22 protein-coding genes and 1 pseudogene are annotated in these 19,632 nt (G+C 41.8%); 10 read left to right on the forward strand and 13 right to left on the reverse strand.

All coding sequences use genetic code 11. From position 1 onward, the window contains the following. Positions 1-136: 136 nt before the first annotated feature. Positions 137-279, forward strand: a pseudogene (locus MHI30_RS10965) (hypothetical protein); the annotation flags it as partial. 378 nt (positions 280-657) lie between these two features. Then, positions 658-1,803 carry a serine hydrolase gene (locus tag MHI30_RS10970; RefSeq protein ID WP_075754251.1) on the forward strand — a complete coding sequence of 382 codons (1,146 nt, stop codon included), beginning with the start codon at positions 658-660 and terminating at the stop codon, positions 1,801-1,803. A 772-nt stretch (positions 1,804-2,575) separates the two neighbouring features. Here the strand turns inward: MHI30_RS10970 and MHI30_RS10975 are convergent. From MHI30_RS10975 to MHI30_RS10995, 5 genes are all read right to left on the reverse strand, one after another. Further along, a complete protein-coding gene (locus tag MHI30_RS10975) occupies positions 2,576-3,238 on the reverse strand; it encodes a PilZ domain-containing protein (RefSeq protein ID WP_075754249.1) in 663 nt (220 codons plus the stop codon). 321 nt (positions 3,239-3,559) lie between these two features. Further along, on the reverse strand, positions 3,560-3,730 hold the full coding sequence (locus MHI30_RS10980; RefSeq protein WP_237562604.1) for a hypothetical protein: 171 nt from the start codon (positions 3,728-3,730) through the stop codon (positions 3,560-3,562). Positions 3,731-3,782: 52 nt separating this feature from the next. Then, positions 3,783-3,950, reverse strand: a complete 168-nt coding sequence (locus MHI30_RS10985) for a hypothetical protein (RefSeq protein ID WP_167564583.1) — start codon at positions 3,948-3,950, stop codon at positions 3,783-3,785. Positions 3,951-3,961: 11 nt separating this feature from the next. Further along, positions 3,962-4,240 (reverse strand): YwqI/YxiC family protein, encoded by a 279-nt coding sequence (locus MHI30_RS10990; protein ID WP_075754247.1) that lies wholly within the window; start codon positions 4,238-4,240, stop codon positions 3,962-3,964. Positions 4,241-4,247: 7 nt separating this feature from the next. Next, a complete protein-coding gene (locus MHI30_RS10995; RefSeq protein WP_081379928.1) occupies positions 4,248-4,688 on the reverse strand; it encodes a DUF5082 family protein in 441 nt (146 codons plus the stop codon). Between the two features lie 322 nt (positions 4,689-5,010). On the opposite strand from MHI30_RS10995, the gene MHI30_RS11000 reads away from it, so the two are divergent. Together MHI30_RS11000 and MHI30_RS11005 are read left to right on the forward strand one after the other, a co-directional pair. Next, the gene (locus tag MHI30_RS11000; RefSeq protein WP_075754245.1) at positions 5,011-5,289 is read left to right on the forward strand and encodes a hypothetical protein; all 279 of its coding nucleotides are present in this window, start codon (positions 5,011-5,013) and stop codon (positions 5,287-5,289) included. 410 nt (positions 5,290-5,699) lie between these two features. After that, positions 5,700-5,981, forward strand: a complete 282-nt coding sequence (locus tag MHI30_RS11005) for a YozQ family protein (RefSeq protein WP_075754241.1) — start codon at positions 5,700-5,702, stop codon at positions 5,979-5,981. A gap of 204 nt (positions 5,982-6,185) precedes the next feature. Here the strand turns inward: MHI30_RS11005 and MHI30_RS11010 are convergent, their stop codons facing one another. Next, complete coding sequence (locus MHI30_RS11010) at positions 6,186-7,388, reverse strand: Ger(x)C family spore germination protein (protein WP_075754239.1); 1,203 nt, start codon at positions 7,386-7,388, stop codon at positions 6,186-6,188. A 237-nt stretch (positions 7,389-7,625) separates the two neighbouring features. Here MHI30_RS11010 and MHI30_RS11015 point away from each other — a divergent pair, with 237 nt between their 5' ends. The 3 genes from MHI30_RS11015 to MHI30_RS11025 all read left to right on the forward strand — a co-directional run bounded on the left by MHI30_RS11015 (position 7,626) and on the right by MHI30_RS11025 (position 9,623). Continuing rightward, positions 7,626-8,063, forward strand: a complete 438-nt coding sequence (locus tag MHI30_RS11015) for a hypothetical protein (RefSeq protein WP_065643875.1) — start codon at positions 7,626-7,628, stop codon at positions 8,061-8,063. A 74-nt stretch (positions 8,064-8,137) separates the two neighbouring features. Then, positions 8,138-8,995: an SMI1/KNR4 family protein gene (locus MHI30_RS11020; RefSeq protein ID WP_075754237.1), complete on the forward strand. Its 858-nt coding sequence runs from the start codon at positions 8,138-8,140 to the stop codon at positions 8,993-8,995. Between the two features lie 217 nt (positions 8,996-9,212). Then, positions 9,213-9,623, forward strand: coding sequence for a DUF1796 family putative cysteine peptidase (locus tag MHI30_RS11025; RefSeq protein ID WP_237562623.1), 411 nt, complete (start codon positions 9,213-9,215; stop codon positions 9,621-9,623). 348 nt (positions 9,624-9,971) lie between these two features. On the opposite strand, the gene MHI30_RS11030 is transcribed toward MHI30_RS11025, so the two are convergent. The 4 genes from MHI30_RS11030 to MHI30_RS11045 form a co-directional block, all read right to left on the reverse strand. Continuing rightward, positions 9,972-11,321, reverse strand: coding sequence for an amidohydrolase family protein (locus MHI30_RS11030; protein ID WP_065643874.1), 1,350 nt, complete (start codon positions 11,319-11,321; stop codon positions 9,972-9,974). 365 nt (positions 11,322-11,686) lie between these two features. After that, a complete protein-coding gene (locus MHI30_RS11035) occupies positions 11,687-11,938 on the reverse strand; it encodes a CotD family spore coat protein (protein WP_020451792.1) in 252 nt (83 codons plus the stop codon). A 231-nt stretch (positions 11,939-12,169) separates the two neighbouring features. After that, positions 12,170-12,379: a hypothetical protein gene (locus tag MHI30_RS11040; protein WP_065643873.1), complete on the reverse strand. Its 210-nt coding sequence runs from the start codon at positions 12,377-12,379 to the stop codon at positions 12,170-12,172. Positions 12,380-12,611: 232 nt separating this feature from the next. Continuing rightward, positions 12,612-13,394 carry an alpha/beta hydrolase gene (locus MHI30_RS11045; protein WP_178388319.1) on the reverse strand — a complete coding sequence of 261 codons (783 nt, stop codon included), beginning with the start codon at positions 13,392-13,394 and terminating at the stop codon, positions 12,612-12,614. A 133-nt stretch (positions 13,395-13,527) separates the two neighbouring features. Here MHI30_RS11045 and MHI30_RS11050 point away from each other — a divergent pair, with 133 nt between their 5' ends. Then, entirely contained in the window at positions 13,528-14,031 is a 504-nt protein-coding gene (locus MHI30_RS11050; RefSeq protein WP_081379927.1) for a hypothetical protein, read from the forward strand. Positions 14,032-14,113: 82 nt separating this feature from the next. Here MHI30_RS11050 and MHI30_RS11055 read toward each other — a convergent pair whose 3' ends face one another. After that, on the reverse strand, positions 14,114-14,350 hold the full coding sequence (locus MHI30_RS11055) for a CotD family spore coat protein (protein ID WP_065643871.1): 237 nt from the start codon (positions 14,348-14,350) through the stop codon (positions 14,114-14,116). 175 nt (positions 14,351-14,525) lie between these two features. On the opposite strand from MHI30_RS11055, the gene MHI30_RS11060 reads away from it, so the two are divergent. Both MHI30_RS11060 and MHI30_RS11065 read left to right on the forward strand, forming a co-directional pair. Beyond that, positions 14,526-15,149 (forward strand): LysE family translocator, encoded by a 624-nt coding sequence (locus MHI30_RS11060; protein WP_075754233.1) that lies wholly within the window; start codon positions 14,526-14,528, stop codon positions 15,147-15,149. Between the two features lie 750 nt (positions 15,150-15,899). Next, positions 15,900-16,085, forward strand: coding sequence for a type Z 30S ribosomal protein S14 (locus MHI30_RS11065; RefSeq protein ID WP_003182651.1), 186 nt, complete (start codon positions 15,900-15,902; stop codon positions 16,083-16,085). A gap of 152 nt (positions 16,086-16,237) precedes the next feature. On the opposite strand, the gene MHI30_RS11070 is transcribed toward MHI30_RS11065, so the two are convergent. Both MHI30_RS11070 and MHI30_RS11075 read right to left on the reverse strand, forming a co-directional pair. Further along, the gene (locus MHI30_RS11070) at positions 16,238-16,696 is read right to left on the reverse strand and encodes an NUDIX hydrolase (protein ID WP_065643869.1); all 459 of its coding nucleotides are present in this window, start codon (positions 16,694-16,696) and stop codon (positions 16,238-16,240) included. 169 nt (positions 16,697-16,865) lie between these two features. Then, positions 16,866-19,532, reverse strand: coding sequence for a phosphoenolpyruvate synthase (locus tag MHI30_RS11075; RefSeq protein ID WP_075754229.1), 2,667 nt, complete (start codon positions 19,530-19,532; stop codon positions 16,866-16,868). Positions 19,533-19,632 lie beyond the last annotated feature (100 nt).

A 19,632-nucleotide genomic window follows, 5' to 3' on the forward strand; every position in this document is an offset into this window, starting at 1 on the left:
TTTCTTGCTTGTGTATATACCGAATTACCCATTTCTCTTCCCTTGCAAGGGATCAATAAAACATACAAAGCGCACTCACATGTTTTATTGCGTCATCACCGGAAAACGAGAGGATAGATAAAAAAGGAGGGGCGGCATGAAAAAAACAATGTCTGTTCTAACCGCGGCAGCAGCACTGACAGGCTCTCTTTTCGGTTTTGGGGCGGCGCCCTTTTCAACACCGGCAAACGCTGTAACTCAAACATTCCGCTCTCTGAAAACACAAACCAATCAGCAGCCGCGTGTTCCGATAAAATCATTGACACCCATTTGATACTTCCTCTGATTTTTTCTACAAATGTGCTGCCGGCATTCAGCACTTTTTCATTACCACTGCCAGCTCGCAAAATCTTCCTGTTTTTGGTGAGCTTTTTGGCTAAACCCCGTTTGGGACGGCTTATTTTAAAAGGAAATTATCAAAAAGGCAGAAATGACGTTTGCTCTTGCTTAAAAGCGCTTGTCTTATGATTCCGGCTCAAGTATCAAAGGAATCATGCCCGGAAATCCTGAGAAGAGGTTTCAGGACTGCGTATCATAAGAGCTGGTGTGAAGGAAATTGAAACCTAACATTATTTAATTCGTATCTATAGTAATTTGAACATTATAGGGAGTGTTAAATTGAAGATTGCACTATGGATTATTGCAGGTATAATAATTTCTCTTGGTTTAGTAATAGCAATCGGTATTCTTATGTTTCGGAGGGAAATAAAAAAGTTAAATCCAGAGTATATTGTACAGTTTGTTAAAGCAAAATCAGGAAGCGGGAATGTCTCATTATCCATAAAGTACAATGATGAGAATTGGGTTGATGTTAACGTAAACGAGCAACTTCCACTGGCAAGTACTGTAAAAATCATCTTAGCCATCGAATATGCACAACAAGCAGCAACAGGAAAAATCGATCCGCAAAAAGAAGTAAGATTAAATGAATTAGAGAATTTCTATATTCCAAAAACAGACGGCGGTGCGCATGAGGCTTGGATTATTCAATTAAAAAAAGACAAAGAGATAGATCGTGTTCCATTATGTGAGGTAGTCAACGGGATGATTGCTTACAGTTCTAATGCAAATACTGAATACTTAATTGAGGTGCTGGGGCTTCAAAACATCAATCATGTTCCAAAGAGCTTAGATATGTTAAAGCATGAGCCTATGTATCCCATTGTAAGTGCACTCTATATACCTGCCCAACTGATGAATGAAAAGAACTTATCGAAAAAAGAAGTCCTAGAAGTAATGAAAAACATGGATATGCATGAATACCGTAATAAAGCGGTTGAAATTCATAATAGATGGCTGAGCCAACCACTAACTGATCAAGAAAAAAAACAATTAAGAAAAACTTTGGACAAGGATTTTCAAAAAATTTGGTCCGACCGTTTGCCCCGATCAACGACTAGAGATTATGTATCTATTATGAAAAAGCTAAACAGCAAAGTATATTTTAGTGCAAATGTATATCAATATCTTGATCCGGTAATGGAACAAATAATGAGAAATCCAAACAATTGTGAATGGCTTGTTCATGCGGGACAAAAGGGAGGATCTACTGCGTTTATTCTTACAATTGCAATGTATGCGACAGATAAAGATGGAAACCAGACAGATATTGCATTTTTTGCAAATGATTTAACTCCATTCGAGAATGCAAAACTTTCTCGAAATATGAATGATTTCCTGCTGAAATTTTTAAAAGACTCTAAATTCCGCACCCATATCAAAAAAGAATTATCTATTTTAGATTTGCCTGGTTCACTTTCATGACTATCCCCCATCGGAATACCACGCTCGCGGTCTTTGCTTGTATTTGGCCAAAATATAATTTCAATTCTTGGTTTCTCGAAATCAATAATCATATCTCCTGTGACTCGTCTGGCGTCGATTCTGTTTCTTTTTCAATAAGTCTCGATCGGGTTCAATTTGTCATTAAGCAATTTCTCAATCTTTTTTAACTCGTATTCCTCTCATTGGCTCTGCCAGACGAGAGCTGCATGAGCCGTTTTAATTTGATTTAAGTTAGACACAGAAATCTTACGACCGCCTTTTTCTACTGGTGTTTGGTGCTTTGCTTCAAAAAAGAAGTTTTTCAGCAAATTAAAAAGCCCTTTTTCTTCATTGGCAGAAGAAAAAAGGCTTCTCTTTTTTTCGTTGGTTCAGCGGTCGCGGCCATTGAATCCCGGTTATGTCACCTTTTTTGATAGCTCATCCCAGGCTTATGCGACGAGAACTCATGCTTCTTTTTTGACCTTGAAATCGGCCGGCGCAACCTAGGATTCCACTGCTTCACCGACGATGTTGCTTGTCGATCTGCCGTTTTCATGCAGAATATCTGTTACATGTGAAGGATCACTACACTTCAGTGCAGTTGATGACTTCTGTTGGCAGAGTTGGACGCCAACTTGCCAACAGGTTTCCATAAATGTATATGGCGAGGACGAAACATCTCCTCTGAATTAATTAAGAAATTTTAGGCAGATCACTGTCTTCCTAAACTTCCATCTAAAACCTCATTCATAAAGAAGGTTAAAATTAACACTTATTCAGTTTTCAATTTCCTTCTTTCTGTCAATTGCAATTTTATACAATAATGTACAAGAGTTTGTTCGTCATGTTCATTCATCTTGATAAATTCAACTGTCATGAACTGTTTGTTTGTTCTGGGGTCAATGTAAGTGCGTTTGACTTGAGCATGGACGTCAATCACATCTTCATCATGCTCATTTGGCAGATGGATACTTAGATTTAAATCATCTTCTGGTTCGTGTTTTTGCGTCTCGTCAATGATTAACGCAGCGCCTCCAGCACTGATATTTGCTGTATATGTTTTAAACATTGAGCCAGATCCATATGGGCGAACAGTGACGGGAATCGTTGTATTGACTCTAAAAAATTGCCGTCTTTGAACTTTTGTCATTTGAACTTCTTCAGGTAAATACATATTTAATACAGGTATATCCTGATAGATTTCTCGGCCTTGTATTACACTAGTGAATTTATATGGGACTTGTTGCTCACTTATAAAGTGAACCATGGCCATTGTATTTGTTGGAATAATAACGGTTCTCCCCGTTTCTTCATCCACAGGATAATGCACTCTTAAAACATTGCCTTCAATAGATAACACTTTGCTTTTCGCAAGGACATATTCTTGAATTTCGTTTTCAAATTCTATTGTTATAATATTTCCTAAAGATAACAATGGACATCACTCTTTCAATTCTACTTAATCATTATATCGGTACTATGACACATAATTTTAAAAAAGAAAAGAAGAAGGCATTGAAGAAATTGAAAGACTTATAATTTCCACGGGACCTTACCGCCTTGTGATGACGATCACGCGCAAAACTGCATAGACTCCAGCCACGTCTCAGTAACCCTGACGATCTTCATCATCATTCGATTATGGAAAGGTGTGTCTCTCATTCTATGCCACTTTTTTCAGATTAAATATAAAAAACCTTGAAAGGCAATAGCCAATCAAGGTAATTCTTTAAAGTTAATCAATTTTCAAGTCAATTTAGGCATGAATATAATAGTCTGGTTCTTCATCCATTTTCTTCAAAAATTCTTCGAGTGATGCCGCAATTTTCTTTTCAAAATAGTATACTGGACAAATCCCGTTCTCTTCTTCCTGATCTAAATCTAGAGTAAGATTTGTCCCCTCACCAACTTCAAAAAACACTAACATGTTCTCTGGGTATAGCTCCCTAATGCTTGGATCTATAAAATCATCCTCATCATTAGGAAATTTTTTCTAATCTCTCTTCTGCCTCAATAACATCATCTTCTAGCCGATATATAACATGTTTTTTGTTTTTGACTTTGGTAAATTCGTCTGATTGTTGTTTTAATTGTTCCAACGTTTGATCAATGGCTTTGGGCAACACCTGAACATCAAGAGTCTTCATGGCATTCTCCTCTATTTTGTTTTCATCGAAGAAGCCAGCTGTTTGTCGGTGTCCTTCATTGCTTCGACTGCTGATTCCGTTTGGGCGGCTTGTTTTGAGAAGGCGGAGGCATAGGAAGAAGCGATCTTATTAATCGTCTGATTCAATTCCTCTATCTTCATCGTCGCATCAAGCTGATTCTGGCCCTTGATATCTGTCGGAACCGATGCTTTCATTGAATGGCTGGAATGCTTCAAATTAGAAAGCGCTTGTTTGACTTCCCCGGTATTTACTTTTATTTCTTGACCCATTTTTCATTTACTCCTTGTTTCGCGCTTCTCGCTTCGCGTTCTCAATCTTTTTCTCTAAAGAACGAACTTCCTGGCTGAGCGAGTGAATATCCTCTTGTAAAGATTTGATTCGTTCATCGATTTTGCTTAAAACATCAGAAAGCTGTTTTCCGCTGATGTCATTGTAGGCAGTCTTCATCAGGCCTCGAATACGGTCAAAGGAGTCAGCAAGACTGCCTTGCCATGTATGAGACGACAACTGTGGTTCGGTGATCGTCTTTTTGGAATCAGAGAACTCCGTTTTGTCTTTTTCTAGCTCTTTGCGGCAAGCTTTCAGCTCTGCCAAAAATTCTTTCTTCATCGATAAATCAACTTTCATGATATCTAAAGCCAGCGTTTCTCCAAGTATTGAACCTATCATATGCAACACCTCGCTTCCCGAAAAATGCATGACAAAAGTAATAACCAACTAAGAGTTTACCACTATACGGAAAGGAATTGGTGAATAAATCCTTTCAATCCAACAAAATGTATCTTTAAGACCAGGCCAATAAACCTATTCTTTAATCGAGAGTTTCAAGCGCATAAAAAATGCTGCTAATGAAACGGCTGCAAAAAGATCATTCAAAACTTATTTCTAAGCTAAACAACAACATCATGACTGGGAGCGCTTGTGATGTTTCTTGAAGCTGGCATACTGCTTCATTTATGTGATCCGTTAGCTTTTCTGCTGCTCGGGTTAAATATTTTTCAGCAAATCAAGAAATACTGATGAATAAGGTGGTGTTTATTTGGATTTCCCAATCATTCATACAAACTTTTGGGATGCTGTTATAGCAGTGCCAATTATTATGATCGTCACACAGATCATTAAAGTTTTTCTCAAGGTTCCCAAAAAGTATGTCCCATCAATTGCGCTCGCATTAGGCTTAATCATATCTGTTTGCATAAGCCATCGACACAGCCTCATAGCTGGAGTATTTATGGGCGGATTCTATGGTTACGCAGCTATTGGTTCATATGCATCATTGAAAACAACCATTTCATCATATAGAAACAAAAAAACATAAACAGGCGTGAAAATATATATTCCAGAGTTGAATTCGCTTTTTTTCCGCTTTTATCCCCCAGAGGAGGCGTCCAATGCAAGTTCACATGTCCTTAAATACATAAGCCTTAATCATCGAATGGGAAGTTATCTTGTTTGATGTCTGCCATTGAAAGGATCGGCGTCGTTCCTGCACGCCCGGCTTTACTTTATGATTTTTTTGCGCCTGTTCTCTTTCCCTTGATATAGGGTTGAAGTTGGATTTCCCGAAAAAGCGAATGAATACCACCTCAACAGACAAAATAAGAAGAGTTGATATTTCAGCACAATTCACAAAAGGAGTGAAACCATTGTATTGAATGATCATCAAACTGAAATGGTCTTCAGATGCCCCTTTCTTATTATAAAATTCAATGATATGGAGTGATAAACGTGATGCAAAAAAATGGAGCAGACAAACCCGATGATTACAAAAGATTTTCTTCAGCAGACAAGGAATACGATTCTCAGCAATCGTTAGACAGCAATGCTAAGACAGAGAACGCTGAAACTGATAGGAAAGATAACATAAATGACAGCACGGATATGGCTGGAAAATACTTTGACCCCTCGGATTATGAAGGAGCCACGCAGTTGGAAAAAGGATTGGCTGAAACTCATGAACAGGTCAGTGATGACTATTTTGAAGGAACGATCGATCAAAATTTGGATTAGTCGTTTGAACGGCGGAACTAACTTAAAAGAGTAAGTTAGTTCCGTTTTGTTTAACAAAAGATTCGGTCAACCTCAGGATGCCATGGACGAACTATAAAATGCGTGTTTGATCAGATGTCTTTGTCTTTTTAAAGCCATCTGATTATAACCAACTTCTCACCCGTTCCTTCTATCCCTTTCATTTTTTATAAATTCCAGTTAAAGCTAATGTCTGCTTTGTGATCCAAATTCCTTCATCGTGATGTTCACATCATATTGAATGGGAATCTCCGTGAACACTTCATCCCAATTTTTCTTCAACTTCTTCCAAAGAAAGGGAAATTGAATCCTCACTTCATCACCGAAGCCAGCAAGGTCGGCTTTATATTCCCTCTGCATTTTTTCTGTAATCTGCTCAACTAGCTGTTTCACTGTTTGTGACGCATATGCTTCCTTCCTTTTCAAATATTTTTTGTCAATTTCTGCGTCGGCTGTATTCCAGGTTTCGGCCAGGTGTGCCTCTGACTCAATTTTCACTTTAAACGAAAGGCGGTTTCCTTTAACGACCGGCTTGATCTCACTCTTTAAATGATCAACTGCCAAAGCCGTCAGTTTTTTTGTTTTCGGATCATAGTTTTTGATGGTACCGCCTATCCCTTGTCCTTTGATCCACATAATCCCGTCCAAATCTTTTTCATCTAATAAACCAAGGAGCTTGTTTGTTTTTCCGTTAATGGCTACAGCTCCTGCATATTTGATTTCCCCATTGACACCGATAACGTTTTGAAGCAAATAGCTCGTTCCAGCATTCATCATGCCCGGCAATTTGGCAAGTGTGATCGGAGGAAGAATCTTTTTCGCCTTAAAGTCATTGTGAATAATTCTGCTAAGGTGAAATGCGGGTATTTCCCCGGAGCCGTCTTTCAGTTCTAGTGCATCGCTTGCTCTTCCTCTTGTGACAAGGACAAGCGTACTCAGCCTGATTTCATTGTCCCTCAGAGACTGATCAAGCAATTCCTTCAGTGAATATGTACGAAGCAAATCCGCAGCAATGACGATCACCTTTAAGTGGGAGCTGAAGACCGGCCTGTCCTGTCTGAGCGCTACTTCAGTGCCTATTTGCTGAAAGGAATCACCCGTTTCATATACGTTAATGTAAGCTTTTGCGTTGCTGCTGCTTCCCCCAGCAATCTTAACCCCTGCTGTGTACGGACTAACATATTGGTATGTCAAAGTGATTCGATCTTTCTTTGGATAATTACCGCCTATTTTAATAAATTTTTTTTCAAGGGCAGTCGCTCGGCCTTCATCAACCCCTAGAGCAAAAGTCAAACCAATTTCTTCAATTTCATGGCTGCTCCAGCATCCGGTTAAAAAAAGAATGATGATAGAAAATAAAAAGCAGATCTTATAAGTGCTAAGTTTCATGTTTCCGCTCCTCACATGAAAAAAAATAAAGAGAATTGCCATGGATCCAACTAGGGCTGATCCTAATTTTCCCTTGGATCAATTTATATATATACGGTAATTAAAACCATATTGGAGAGGCTTCTACACCGATCAAAACCGTACGTGATTTTCGGTTTGTGCTTCTCTCTCAAAAAACTTCCATCTTTTTCAACTCATCTATGCTACAATAAAATGGAAAAAAGGAGGGGAGATGGAATGAAACGCTTTTTGCTGATCACGGTGTTGGTTTGTGGATTTTTCAGTTTTGGGAGCAGTGCTGAAGCTTATTCGTTCCCGCACAAATTGAATTTAACGTTTACGGGAACACATGTGGAAGTCATTCCCAATAGCGACACTAACGTTTATAATTGGCATATTGGCTACAAGTTTACGATTTTCAATGCAGAAAACTGCAAAACAACGATTAAAATTCAGATGATGCACCTTTCCGGCAGATTTATGAGCTTAAGCATTAAAGATTTTGAAGGTAACTGGCCTGATCGAACCGCTCAGGATGTCATCACGTTGATGCCTCGGACCTATAGGCTTTATTTTGAGAATACCGAAGGTGAATGTAAGGATATCCGCATTAAAGGAACATACGGAGCTATTCCGCAAACGTATGATAATTTCTCGGCCTTCAGCGAAAGATAGCCGTTATAAAGGCAATACAAGCATAAAGGCCCGAGCACCATTTTGCTGACTACAAACGGATGTGGGGGAATCATTTGAAAAACTTTTGGACATACGAAGACGAAGATCCGTACACTTTAAAAAGCATATCAGAGAGAGGCATTCTGAAAGCTGAAAAAAAGTTAGGTGTGAGACTTCCGGAAGAATATAAAGCGCTTATTCTTGAACAAAATGGCAGCTATATCAATTTTAATGCTTTCCCTTCTGAACGGCCCACCTCCTGGGCTAAAGATCATATCCAGTTTGACTACTTATTAGGCATGGGGAAAAAGGAAGGAATTCTCGAGAGTAAAGCCTTTATTAAAGAATGGGGACTGCCCGACAACCTGGTCCTTATTCATGGTGACGGCCATACGTGGATAGCGCTTGACTACAGGGAGACGAAAGAAAATCCGCCCGTTCACTATTTTGACTCAGAACTTGAAGAGGATTTTAGATTAGCCGGTTCATTTGGAGAATTTCTCTCTAAACTTTATACAGATGACTCCATTGATGATGACAGCTGCGAACATAAGGAAGGCATATATCCTGAGAATGTAGATATTCCCTATGTCTATCCGGAAGATGCCATCACAAAAGAAAAAACGGAACAGATTCTGACTGAAACTGAAAATTCGGCAGCCGATCTGTATCAGATTCATTACTACCCTATTGAAGGTTTGGATGATTTAAATTGGCTTCTGACAAAAATAAAAGAAAGCTCATTGACAGCAAATATTGACAATGGTGTCGAACTTGCCATTGTTTTAGAATCCATTATTTCCTACTATAAAGATTTAATGCTTGATAACGAACAAACAAGAAGGCTGGTCTTAGACATTGCAGCTATTCTAAAGAATTTGAATGACTCTGTTATAGACATCCTTTTAGTACAGATAAAAGATTCCCTTTAAAAAACAACTTTTATGTTGTTTTTTATTTATGTTTCCGCCCCATTCTATAAACTCTCCTGTTCCGAGACCTCAATGTAGGCAACTGTTGTTACTCAACCTTTTATAAAACATAGAATACTAAATAGATTGTTGGAAATTAATCCACAAAAGGAGTTTAGATTATGAATTTGAATGATATAAAAGGAGACTATAATGCCATTTTCGGATTAGGCCACCTCTGTTAACTGCTCTTCAGCTTAGAGAAAACAATTTAAGGCCGTATGCAGGCCCTTTAGACTGGGTCGGCACCTCTTCCCTGACCGAATTGAACCGTCTTTTAAAGAATCGCTTTTCAAATTTTATGGCACCCCTAAATCTAAGGGTAACAGGCTACTCAACAGGTGTTTATACTACTGACCGTTATATCTCTGTTACAGATGATTATTATCATGTCGATTCAGCTCATGATTTTAAAGCAGATAAAAATACACTCGAACATCTTGCCGCATACGATGAAGTGATGGAAAAATTCAATAGAAGAATCAACAGATTTTATGAAAAGATGTCAACCGCTAATCGGATCCTTTTTGTCAGAACTAACGGAACCTACAAGGAAGCTCAAGAACTGAGTCCGTATTATCGGATTTAGTACAAAACGACTTCAGGGTACTCCTTATCAATCACTCAAAAGTTAAAGGAATTGTCGAGCAGAATTGGCCATTAAAAAGAATATGCGCGGTTACACTTCCAGATCGTGAAATCTGGCAGTCTAATGATCATCTGTGGAGAGAAATGCTTAATGGCGTGAATTATATCCCTTTTTAAACAAAACTAATAAGCGACAGGAAAAGGTTATAACATCATCTTAATCTTTTCCATACATACTCTTCTCTGAAAACTAAACCAGAAAGCTGGTCTTCAAACAGAACAAATCCTAAGGAGCGGCTTTCTGAAGTCTAGCAAGGCAAGTTTATCACTGAGAATTTCAAAGGAAAGATCAAAAGGCGCCTTCAGGATATCGGGATAAGATATGGTCTCTTGCTTCCAGCGCTTTTTGTCTCACTTTTTCAAGATCTGCATCAACCAATCGGCCGTTTCGTTTCACCGCTTTTCCTGCGACATATACGGAGTCTACATTTCCCGTGTGCGCGCTTTGGACAATAGCCCCCACCGCATCAGTGAAAGGAAGCAAATTGACGCTGTCCGTTTTCACCATGATAAAGTCAGCTTCTTTGCCGGGGGAAAGCGAGCCGATTTTGTGATCGAGCCTTAAGGCCCTCGCCCCGTCAATGGTCGCCGCTCTCAGGATTTGTTCGGCCGATATGCTCAATTCGGGACCAGGCATGATCCCTTCTTTCAGCAGCTCTTCATTGTGCTTTGCACGCTCTGCTTGAAGGGCAAATTTCATCTGTGCGAAAAGGTCTCCTCCCGTCGATGTCACAACATCAACCCCAAGTGCAGTAAGAACCCCGTTTTTTAGGGCGAGCCCTGTAACAGGATAGCCGTGCCCCATCATCATCTCAATTTCTGGTGTCACAGAAATCGAGCTTCCGTGAGTCGAAAGCATTTTCATTTCTTCTTCACTCATCGCATTGGCATGCACCATATTTAAATCGGGACCGAGCAGCCCGGCTTGATTCAGCTTCTCAATCGAACGATCTTTCGCTCCCCAGTTGCCAAACGCAATATGCATGCTGCATAAGGCATCCAGTTCCCGGGCCGTTTCGATTTCAAAGACAGATGTCTTCCATGAAGAAAACTCCGGACCGCGAATTGCAAGTCCCATCGTCAGAAGCTGATCCTTCGATTGAAAATATGCTTTTTTTACCCGTTTCGCTTCGTCCATATTCGAAAGATCGCTGTCTCTGTCCCAATATTCTGCATCACCGGATGTTCCGAAAGCGAATACTGCGCGAATGCCGGCGTCTTTTAGTCCCGCAATCAGCTGGTCCGTATGATCAGGCGATTCAATCATCGTCCAGTCCAGCAAAGTTGTGACCCCTGCATCAAGCGCCTCAAGCGCTCCTAAATAGTTCGCGACCCAATCATCCTCAGGCCTTCTCATCGATCCATAATTCCCATAATAAATCCGGTTTAAATAAGTTTGCAGGGACCAGTCAGCTCCGATTCCGCGGATCACAGATTCCCATACGTGGCGGTGTGTATCGACAAATCCAGGCATGATCAGCATATTGGAGGCATCAACAATCTCAGCGTCTCCCGGTGCAATCGACTCGGCAACGTCAAGAATGACGGAGCCTTCAATCAGCATGTCCCCTTTTTCGATCGTATGAAGCTGCGGATCAAGAGTAACAATCGTTGCGTTTTGAAAAAGTGTTTTTTGCATAACGGTTCTCCTTTCTTCCCAGCCAACTAGAGAAAACAACATCCTATATGTACCATTTTAAAATAAAAAAGGTATAAATGATATTAATATGCTTTGTGCGACTTGGAAATCCGCCTTCTGAGCTAGATGCAAGAGATGCAGTACACGATCACGTCAGAAAAAGAAGAAAGGTGAATTGCAGGAAACAGCGGTTATTTATATTGCAATGATGCGGTGTGTATTTATCGTAAATTCCGCTTTCATACTGCTGGTTATCACGATATAGGTTACTACCTCCAAAATAGAAACAGACCATAAAAAAGCTATGGTCTGTGAATGAGTGAACGTATATTTAGCTGCGATCAAAATACGGTACAATCACTTTATTAATAGCAATGGCCATAGTCCGACTTTTTTTCATAGCCTTTGCAAGGTTTTCCGCAATGATAGTGTTCATGCGAAACGTCTTTATGATGTGAATAAGTGTGCGGATAGTAATGAACATGTTCATATTTGTGGTGGTCAATTTTTTTAGTATGCTGCGGATGAATATGAGGAACGACAGATTTTGAATACTTATGATCCTCACAATATTTCGTAGGGTAAACATGCGGCTCATGATGTTTTTTGCAGTACATGTGTACACGCTCCTTTCAATTTATAGATTCACTAGTACATTATGCTGAAAAGCTAAAGCCTGACTGCATAAGTACCTATACTTTGTCCCAATTTTTGCCCGTTCATTTTCTGAAGATCGTTTTTGAAAAATCTGCTTTATTACCCTGAAGCATCCGCCGGTTGAATACCCCTTGCTTCCGGAGTTAAAAAAAGACACTAAACGAATACTTTAAATGTTCGCTTAAAGTCCTTCATCTCCAATAAACCTTGACGGGATCTGTATGAATATGCAGCTCTGTTTTTGTATCGAAATGAACAACAAAGCCTCTGATTAACCCATAGAACTTGTTTTTTTCTGTAATTTTCATAACGGTCGCTTCGTCTCTAAATCCTGGCGGATGGCATGGCTCACCTACAATATATTGCTTTGAATGAACGGTGATTGCTTGAATTGACTTCATTAAATCCCATTCCCCCTCAGAAACGTCATGCTTCCTTCTGCTTCTGCGCAAAACGGAGATTCACCCCAGTAAAAACTTGCGATTTTTCTCTTCCCTGGAGTTTAAAATTATTCGGGTATTTTTTACGCCTCAAACTGTAGAAGCAGTACGGTAATTATCATCATAACACGTTATCCAAAATATTCCTTTCCGCTTTTTGAACATTATGTGGCGGCAGCTCCTCCGTATAGAATCAACCGATAAACTGCGTTAAAATCCGGTTGAACATTTCGCGTTCCTCCCAGAACGGGCCGTGTCCGCTGTATTGAAACGGAACAAGATATGAATTTCTTATTTTGCGTTTGAGTTCCTTTGCTTGTGCAAACGGAATCACCTTGTCTTGAACACCGTGAATGATCAAGGTCGGAGCAGCGACTTTTCCAAGATCATCAAACAGTTTCTCATCTCTCAGCATGTCGATAACCGCTTTTGTCGACCAGCCTGCCGCCTGCAATCCCAATTGAAAAAACCAGTCCGAGAACGGTTGTGTAATATATTGAAAGAAAAATGTGTCGGTCACTTCACGCATCATCTTAGGACGATCGTTAGACGCTTGCTGGAGCAATTTGGCTGCCGTCTCTTCTGTAAATCCCGCAGGTGCCGCTGCATCGATCAAAACCAGCTTTGAGACCCCGGAACCCCTGTATCGCGACATATAGCGAAGTGCTATGGCGCCGCCGGTTGAATGACCGGCAAGCGTGAAGCGGTTTAGTTGAAGCGTCTCAACGACAGCGCGGATATCATCAGCCAAACGGTTGTAATTGTAGCCCGTCGCCGGCTTATCCGAACGCCCGAATCCCCGCCAGTCAATGCCGATACAGCGGTATCCCTTTTGTGAAAGATCGTCAAATTGATATTCAAACTGCAGATGGCTTAATGGCCAGCCGTGCAAAAATACAATTGTTTTGCGGCTTTGAGGATTGATGTCTTCTACGTACAGGTGAACGTCTGATTCAGCCTGAACAAAGTATCCCATGCCGTCGCCCCCAATCATGTCTTTACCATAAGGTACTCCCAAGATGTCAATAGGTGAATGTCCAGACGGCTGAAGGTGAAGAATTTGAAAAGGTGTGACTGGTTAGACTATTTCAAGATACGGAGGTGGTTCAATGATGAAACGCTTGAGAAGTCTGGCGATATCGCTTGTCCTCATGCTGCCTGCGGCGACGATCCAAGCGCAGCCTGCCGCACTAGTACCTTATCCATGCAGCGTCGTTCTTCATCCAGCCCAGGATATTCCCAATGCCCGCGGAACGGCTTTAATTGCGAAAGTGAAGAAACCGTATACCGAAGCCCCTGGAAGTCCAGTCAGGGAACGGCGGAGCGTCGGCATCTACGCCGATTGGCTTCCAGCCCCTGCTTCATTTGGAGATTATGATCAATATGAAGGAATTGCCCGGATACCGGACCAGATCAGCTGGCGCTTTACCATGCATCTCGTCCGGGAAGACGCGCCAAGCTGGTTTGGCGGAAGTCCTTGGGCGGGCAAATTTGACGAAATATCGTCAGAGCTGACTGTGAATACCCGAGTCGAAGTGCGTCCTTTCAATTCGAAGACGAAAAAGGCCGGCCGAGCTGTTTTGCAGGGGACTTTGCAAGGATGCAGGAACTAAATCAAAAAAAAGGCCGCAAAAGCACCATTAGGACGCTTCTTACGGCCTTTTTTCATGAGAAGAATTTTTTCTTCGGGAAAGGTTAGTATTTTTCGTAGCGATTACAAGGTTTACCGCAGTAAGAGTGATCATGATATACCGGCTTATAGCTTGAATAAGAATGCGGATAATAGTGAACATGCTCGTATTTCTGATGATCCACTTTTTTAATATGCTGCGGATGGATGTGAGGAACGATCGTTTTAGAGTATCTGTGATCCTCACAGTACCTGGTAGGATGCACAACTGGCGGCAGAACGCGCGGTTTGCAGTAAGACATAAGCACTTCTCCCTTCCTTGAGTTTCATTCTTCATTATCAAAATATGTTGATTAGCACAAACTTGTACTAATACAAGAAACTAAAAATCCGTCCATTTTCCCCGCCTTTTCACTCAAAAGAGAGTTTCTCTGATGGTATAATTAAAAAAATACTAATGAAAATGGAGTTGGACAGATGGATGTGATATCGATCGTTTCTTTTTTGGGTGCGGCTATACTGCTTACACTTATGCCGGGCCCTGACAACTTGTTCGTTTTGGCACAGAGCATCTCAAAGGGAAAATCGGCAGGTACAGCAACCGCATGCGGGCTATGCACAGGGTTAGTCGTCCACATCACAGCGGCTGCAGCAGGTATTTCTGCTGCGATCTATCAATCAGCTGTCGCCTTCTCGATCGTGAAATATGCAGGTGCAGCCTATCTGTTGTTTTTAGCTTACCAGTCTTTTCGGCAAAAAAGCGCTGGTTTCAATCTTGAAGCCAAAGATTCATTGAACCGCAGGGCTTTATACCAAAAAGGCGTTGTGATGAATCTATTAAACCCGAAGGTCTCATTGTTCTTCCTTGCCTTTCTTCCGCAATTTATACACCCCGGCACCTTCAGCGTGACAACGCAAATGCTCGTTTACGGCATGTTATTTTTAATTCAAGCGTTTGTGATCTTTGTAATGATCAGCCTGTTTGCGGAAAAAGTCGGAGGCCGGCTGCGCAGAAGTCCGCAAGCCGCCAAAAAAGTTCATTTGCTGGAAGGGTCTTTATTCGCTTTGATCGGACTTAAAATAGCGGTCAGCCAAAGGTAGCGCCGCTGAAAAAAGGTGTGCAGCCAGCACACCTTTTCCCGATTTTACCGCTTATAACATTTGACGCGTTTACCATTTTCGCCGTCGGGCGCCGCTTTCATGGACACAGCGGCAATGTCATCCCTTTAAACATCGAGGTTCATGTGAAAATGAACAGCCCTGCATTCCGTTATTCGTTTTCGAGAGCGGGAGCTGGTGTTGCGGAATCGAAGTGATTTGTTTCTTTGGCTGGAGTCGAATCACAAGACTGTCAAATTCTGCAGCGCTTTCTTGCTGTGTTAGATTCTTCCTTCGTTTCATTGTATAGTGGAGTGCCAGACAATGAGACAAAAATCTAAATACCGTTGTTCTCTATCCTCCCCCTTTCTTTGAAGCCAGTATACAAATTTCCCGCTGCTTCGTAATGATGCAAATCGGTTATTTTCCGCTCAATCCAAATCATCAGATCGAATAAAGCGGACACATCGATCTTAGGGACGGTAGATCAGTCAATCGATGGGCGTGGGTCTTTTTTGATAGAATATGCCGCTTTTTGAGGAGAAACGGGATCGTTTGATTCGTGTATCTGCTAAGTTTTGCTTTAATCAATGAGATTCATTTTCGCTTTTTATCTGCAAAAAAGACTCGGACAGTGAGTCTTTTGAATTTATTTACAAATGATATTTTAAATGTTATAATAAATTTTTTACAGAAATAAAATCTATTTTTATTTATATAAATCGATGAATTTAAAATGAAGGAGGTAAAAAGATGGCCAAGACTTCAATGATTGTCAAACAAAAACGGGAACAAAAGTTCAAAGTCAGAGAGTACACCCGCTGCGAACGCTGCGGCAGACCGCATTCCGTGATTCGGAAGTTTAAATTGTGCCGCATCTGCTTCCGCGAGCTTGCCTACAAAGGGCATATCCCCGGCGTTAAAAAAGCAAGCTGGTAAGAACGACTTCGTCAGCCTTTTCAAGAGGCTGGCTTTTTTGATTTAGGCTCTGTTGAATTTTAATGTTGATATTGCATAAAAATAGAGGAAATCCTATGATTAGGGTTTCCTCTATACTTGTTCAACTAACGTCTCTGTTAGCTGGATAAGAACTATTGAATCAGTTGCTCATTATACACACTCATTGAGTGTACATTCTCTTTTAATAAGTTATCAATGATTTGCTTTGTTACATTTGGTTCTCGTAAGTCTTCGTTCTCAAATGTTACAAGGTCACTTACTTTTATCCACTTGCTGTCTGAAATTTCATCTTCTTCGAGATTGAAAGAACCTCCGGTAACTTCACCAATAAAATGAAATAAAATAACTTGATTCTTCGTCCTACTGATAAAATTATATACACCAGCAGCGGCAATCAGTTTTACGTCCAATCCAGTTTCTTCTTTAACTTCTCTTCGAGCTGAATGGAGAATGTCCTCTCCATATTCGATACGTCCACCCGGAAAGTTCCACTTATGAACGGCGGTAGGCTTATTCTCTTTTATCATCAAGACTTTATTATCACGTAAGATTGATACACTGGCTACTAAAACAATTCCATTTTGCGACATCCATTTCTCCTTTATTTTCATTGGCTTGACTAGCTTCTTCTTTCATGAATCTGCTTTGTTCATTGAAAGCTCTCAACGCTTTGCACACCTTGACAACCAAACAGAACACTCGTTCTATTTTTATTATATCAGGGATTTGTATAAGCAGCAAATATCAATATAAGCGCGTTCATGAGCCGTCACTGTTCAATATTTGAACAAACCCGTTTGTTCCGTCGATTCGGATGTAGGCGCCGTCTTCAATAATGTCTGTCGCTTTGTCGATTCCGACGACCGCAGGAATGCCGTATTCCCTTGCCACTACTGAACCATGAGTCATCATGCCGCCCACCTCCGTAATCAGTCCGGCCGCTGAAGTAAAAAGCGGAGTCCAGCCCGGATCAGTATACGGCGCCACTAAGATGTCCCCTTGATTCAGCTTCGCGTCTTCAGGGCTCTTCACAACTCTGGCGGTCCCTTCAATGGTGCCTGCAGAAACCGGTGTCCCTGTGAGAGCTCCTTCGGGACTTTTTGCATTTCGCAGCCTCCCTGTAATGATCTCCCCTTCACTTGTCATCACGCGGGGGGATGTGAGCTTTTGATTGGACATATGCTGCTGTTTTCTGTCTGTTAACAATTCCGGAATATCCCCGATGCCGCGATTCTCCAATAGCGCGATAAGCTCCTCAAGCGTAAGGTAAAAAACATCGTCTTCACAATTGAGGATACCTTTTTCAACGAGGGTGCGGGCTTCTTTAAGAATGGCTTTTTTGTATAAAAACATCAATTTTACAAGTGTAAATTTATGATGCTCCCGCATTCCCATCAGGCTTCGATACATATGAACGAGCCGGGAGACTCTCTTTTTTTCCGGAAAACGAAATTGAGAGATGATTTGCTTTTTTGCCTCTTCCGCTTCCATTTCGCCTTGTTTAAATTTCCTCCTGTGTTCCCCAGGGGCAGTCGTCCGAATATGGCTGAGTATGGACGGAACGAGCTGAACCGGAGCCTCTGCCCATCTTGGCCTTGTCATATCGATTTCTCCCACGCACCGCATCCCGTACTTTTTGAGAAAACCATCTAAACTGGATTTCAATTCGGCGCCGCCGGGGATTTTGAGCAATTCTTCCATAAAGTTTTCGCTGTCTGCACGCTTGAAATAGTCAATGACTTCAGGATACTTCCTCGCCTGATCGGAAAGATCCCCCAACTCAAGACCCATTTCCGTTGTGACATTATGAGGCAGGGATTTATACAATTTCCCCAGTAAAATAGCGCTTTTCTCGTCCCCCAGCTTTTTTTTTAGCTTTTTTTCGAGCGATCCGGCTGCAATCATTCCGCTGAAGACATATACAGCGACTTTTGAAAGCACGTCTTGGAACATCCTTTCCATTCCTTTTTGGATGACGCGGATCGTCTCAGCGCCGGAAGTCCGGCTAAGCTTCTCCTCGGTGTCCGTCACGATCGCTTCAATGATCAATTCCGCTTTTTTCTCGGCTTTATCGGGGTTTTTCATCAGCAGGATTCCGGCAACCTTTAATGCTGCCGGAATCAAAATCGGCGCCAATCTCCCGGCAATATGAAACATGCCTTTTATCGAAAGAGAATTAAGCTGATGTTCTTTGCGCTTGACTGCCTCCGATACAGCAGATGCCATCAGCTGATCCATACCATTTAATACTTTAAGCAGCCGGCTCCGGGCGAATCTGAGAGAAAGAGCACCCGTAATATCGGCGAACACTCTTCCTCCCGCTTCGCGAAGAATCGGATGTGCCGAAGGGTCTTTTTTTAAAAATCGGAGAACTTGGCTGATCACCGATACACCCAATGGTTTCAGCGGATCTGTCATCATTTGGATATAGCCAAAATTAATCAATACGTGCGGCTTATCATCAAAAAAGCGTACGACCGGGTATAGAGATGTAATCGGCCGGCTTTGAAGAATGTAAAAGCTGCCGCCGGCAAAAGCCCATTCTATATCCTGTTCCTTGCCGTAGTGAGCCTCGATTTTGCGCCCCAGTTCTGCCAATTCGACGATTTTTGGATCCGGCAAAGCCTGTGTTTGTTGTTCTTCCGGAGAGAGAATTTTCTGAACGGTTCCTCCTTCTGGCACGGAGTAAATAGCCGATTCCTTCTTCGAAAGTTGTTTTTTGACGATTTCACCTGACTGAACCTGATACAGATCAGCGCTCACAATTCCGGACACCAACGCTTCACCCAAGCCGAAGCTGGCATCGATGGAAACCGTTTTGCGGTGCCCCGTGATCGGGTCCGCAGTGAACATAACTCCGGAAACCTCGGGAAAAACCATCTCTTGCACGACAACTGCAAGAAAGACAGAGCGGTGATCGAAACCGTTTTTCGCGCGGTAGGAAATCGCCCTGTCCGTAAACAGAGAGGACCAGCATTGTTTCACTGCATCAAGAAGCTGATCTTCTCCGCAGACGTTCAAAAAGGTATCCTGCTGCCCCGCAAATGAAGCCGTCGGCAGGTCTTCTGCCGTAGCACTGGAGCGGACGGCATAGGCTTTTTCTTTGCCGGTCGTATCAACGCCTTCCAATATCGCCGATTTGATCTCGCCAGGTATGGGAATCTGGGCAAGATGCTCGCGAATCTGCTTCCCCGCAATCCGAATCTGTTCGAGATCATCATGCTTGAGCTGTCCAAGCTGATCGAGCAGGCTGTCGATGATGCCGCATGTTTGTATGAACGCGCGGTAGGCGGCAGTTGATAGGCAAAATCCCTTGGGAACGGGAAAACCCGCTTTTGTCATTTCCCCGAGGTTCGCCCCCTTTCCGCCGACATAGGGCAAAGCAAATTGATCGATTTCATTGAAATACACCACATATTTCTCCATTCTATCATCTCCTTAGATCCGCTTTTTGCAGCAATTCCACGCCTCATATTGGATAATTTATTTTGCCCTGGCCTGACTTTCAACAAACACACTTTGTCTT

The organism is Bacillus sp. FSL L8-0528, from assembly GCF_038593085.1.
GTDB classification, from domain to species: Bacteria; Bacillota; Bacilli; order Bacillales; family Bacillaceae; genus Bacillus; species Bacillus paralicheniformis.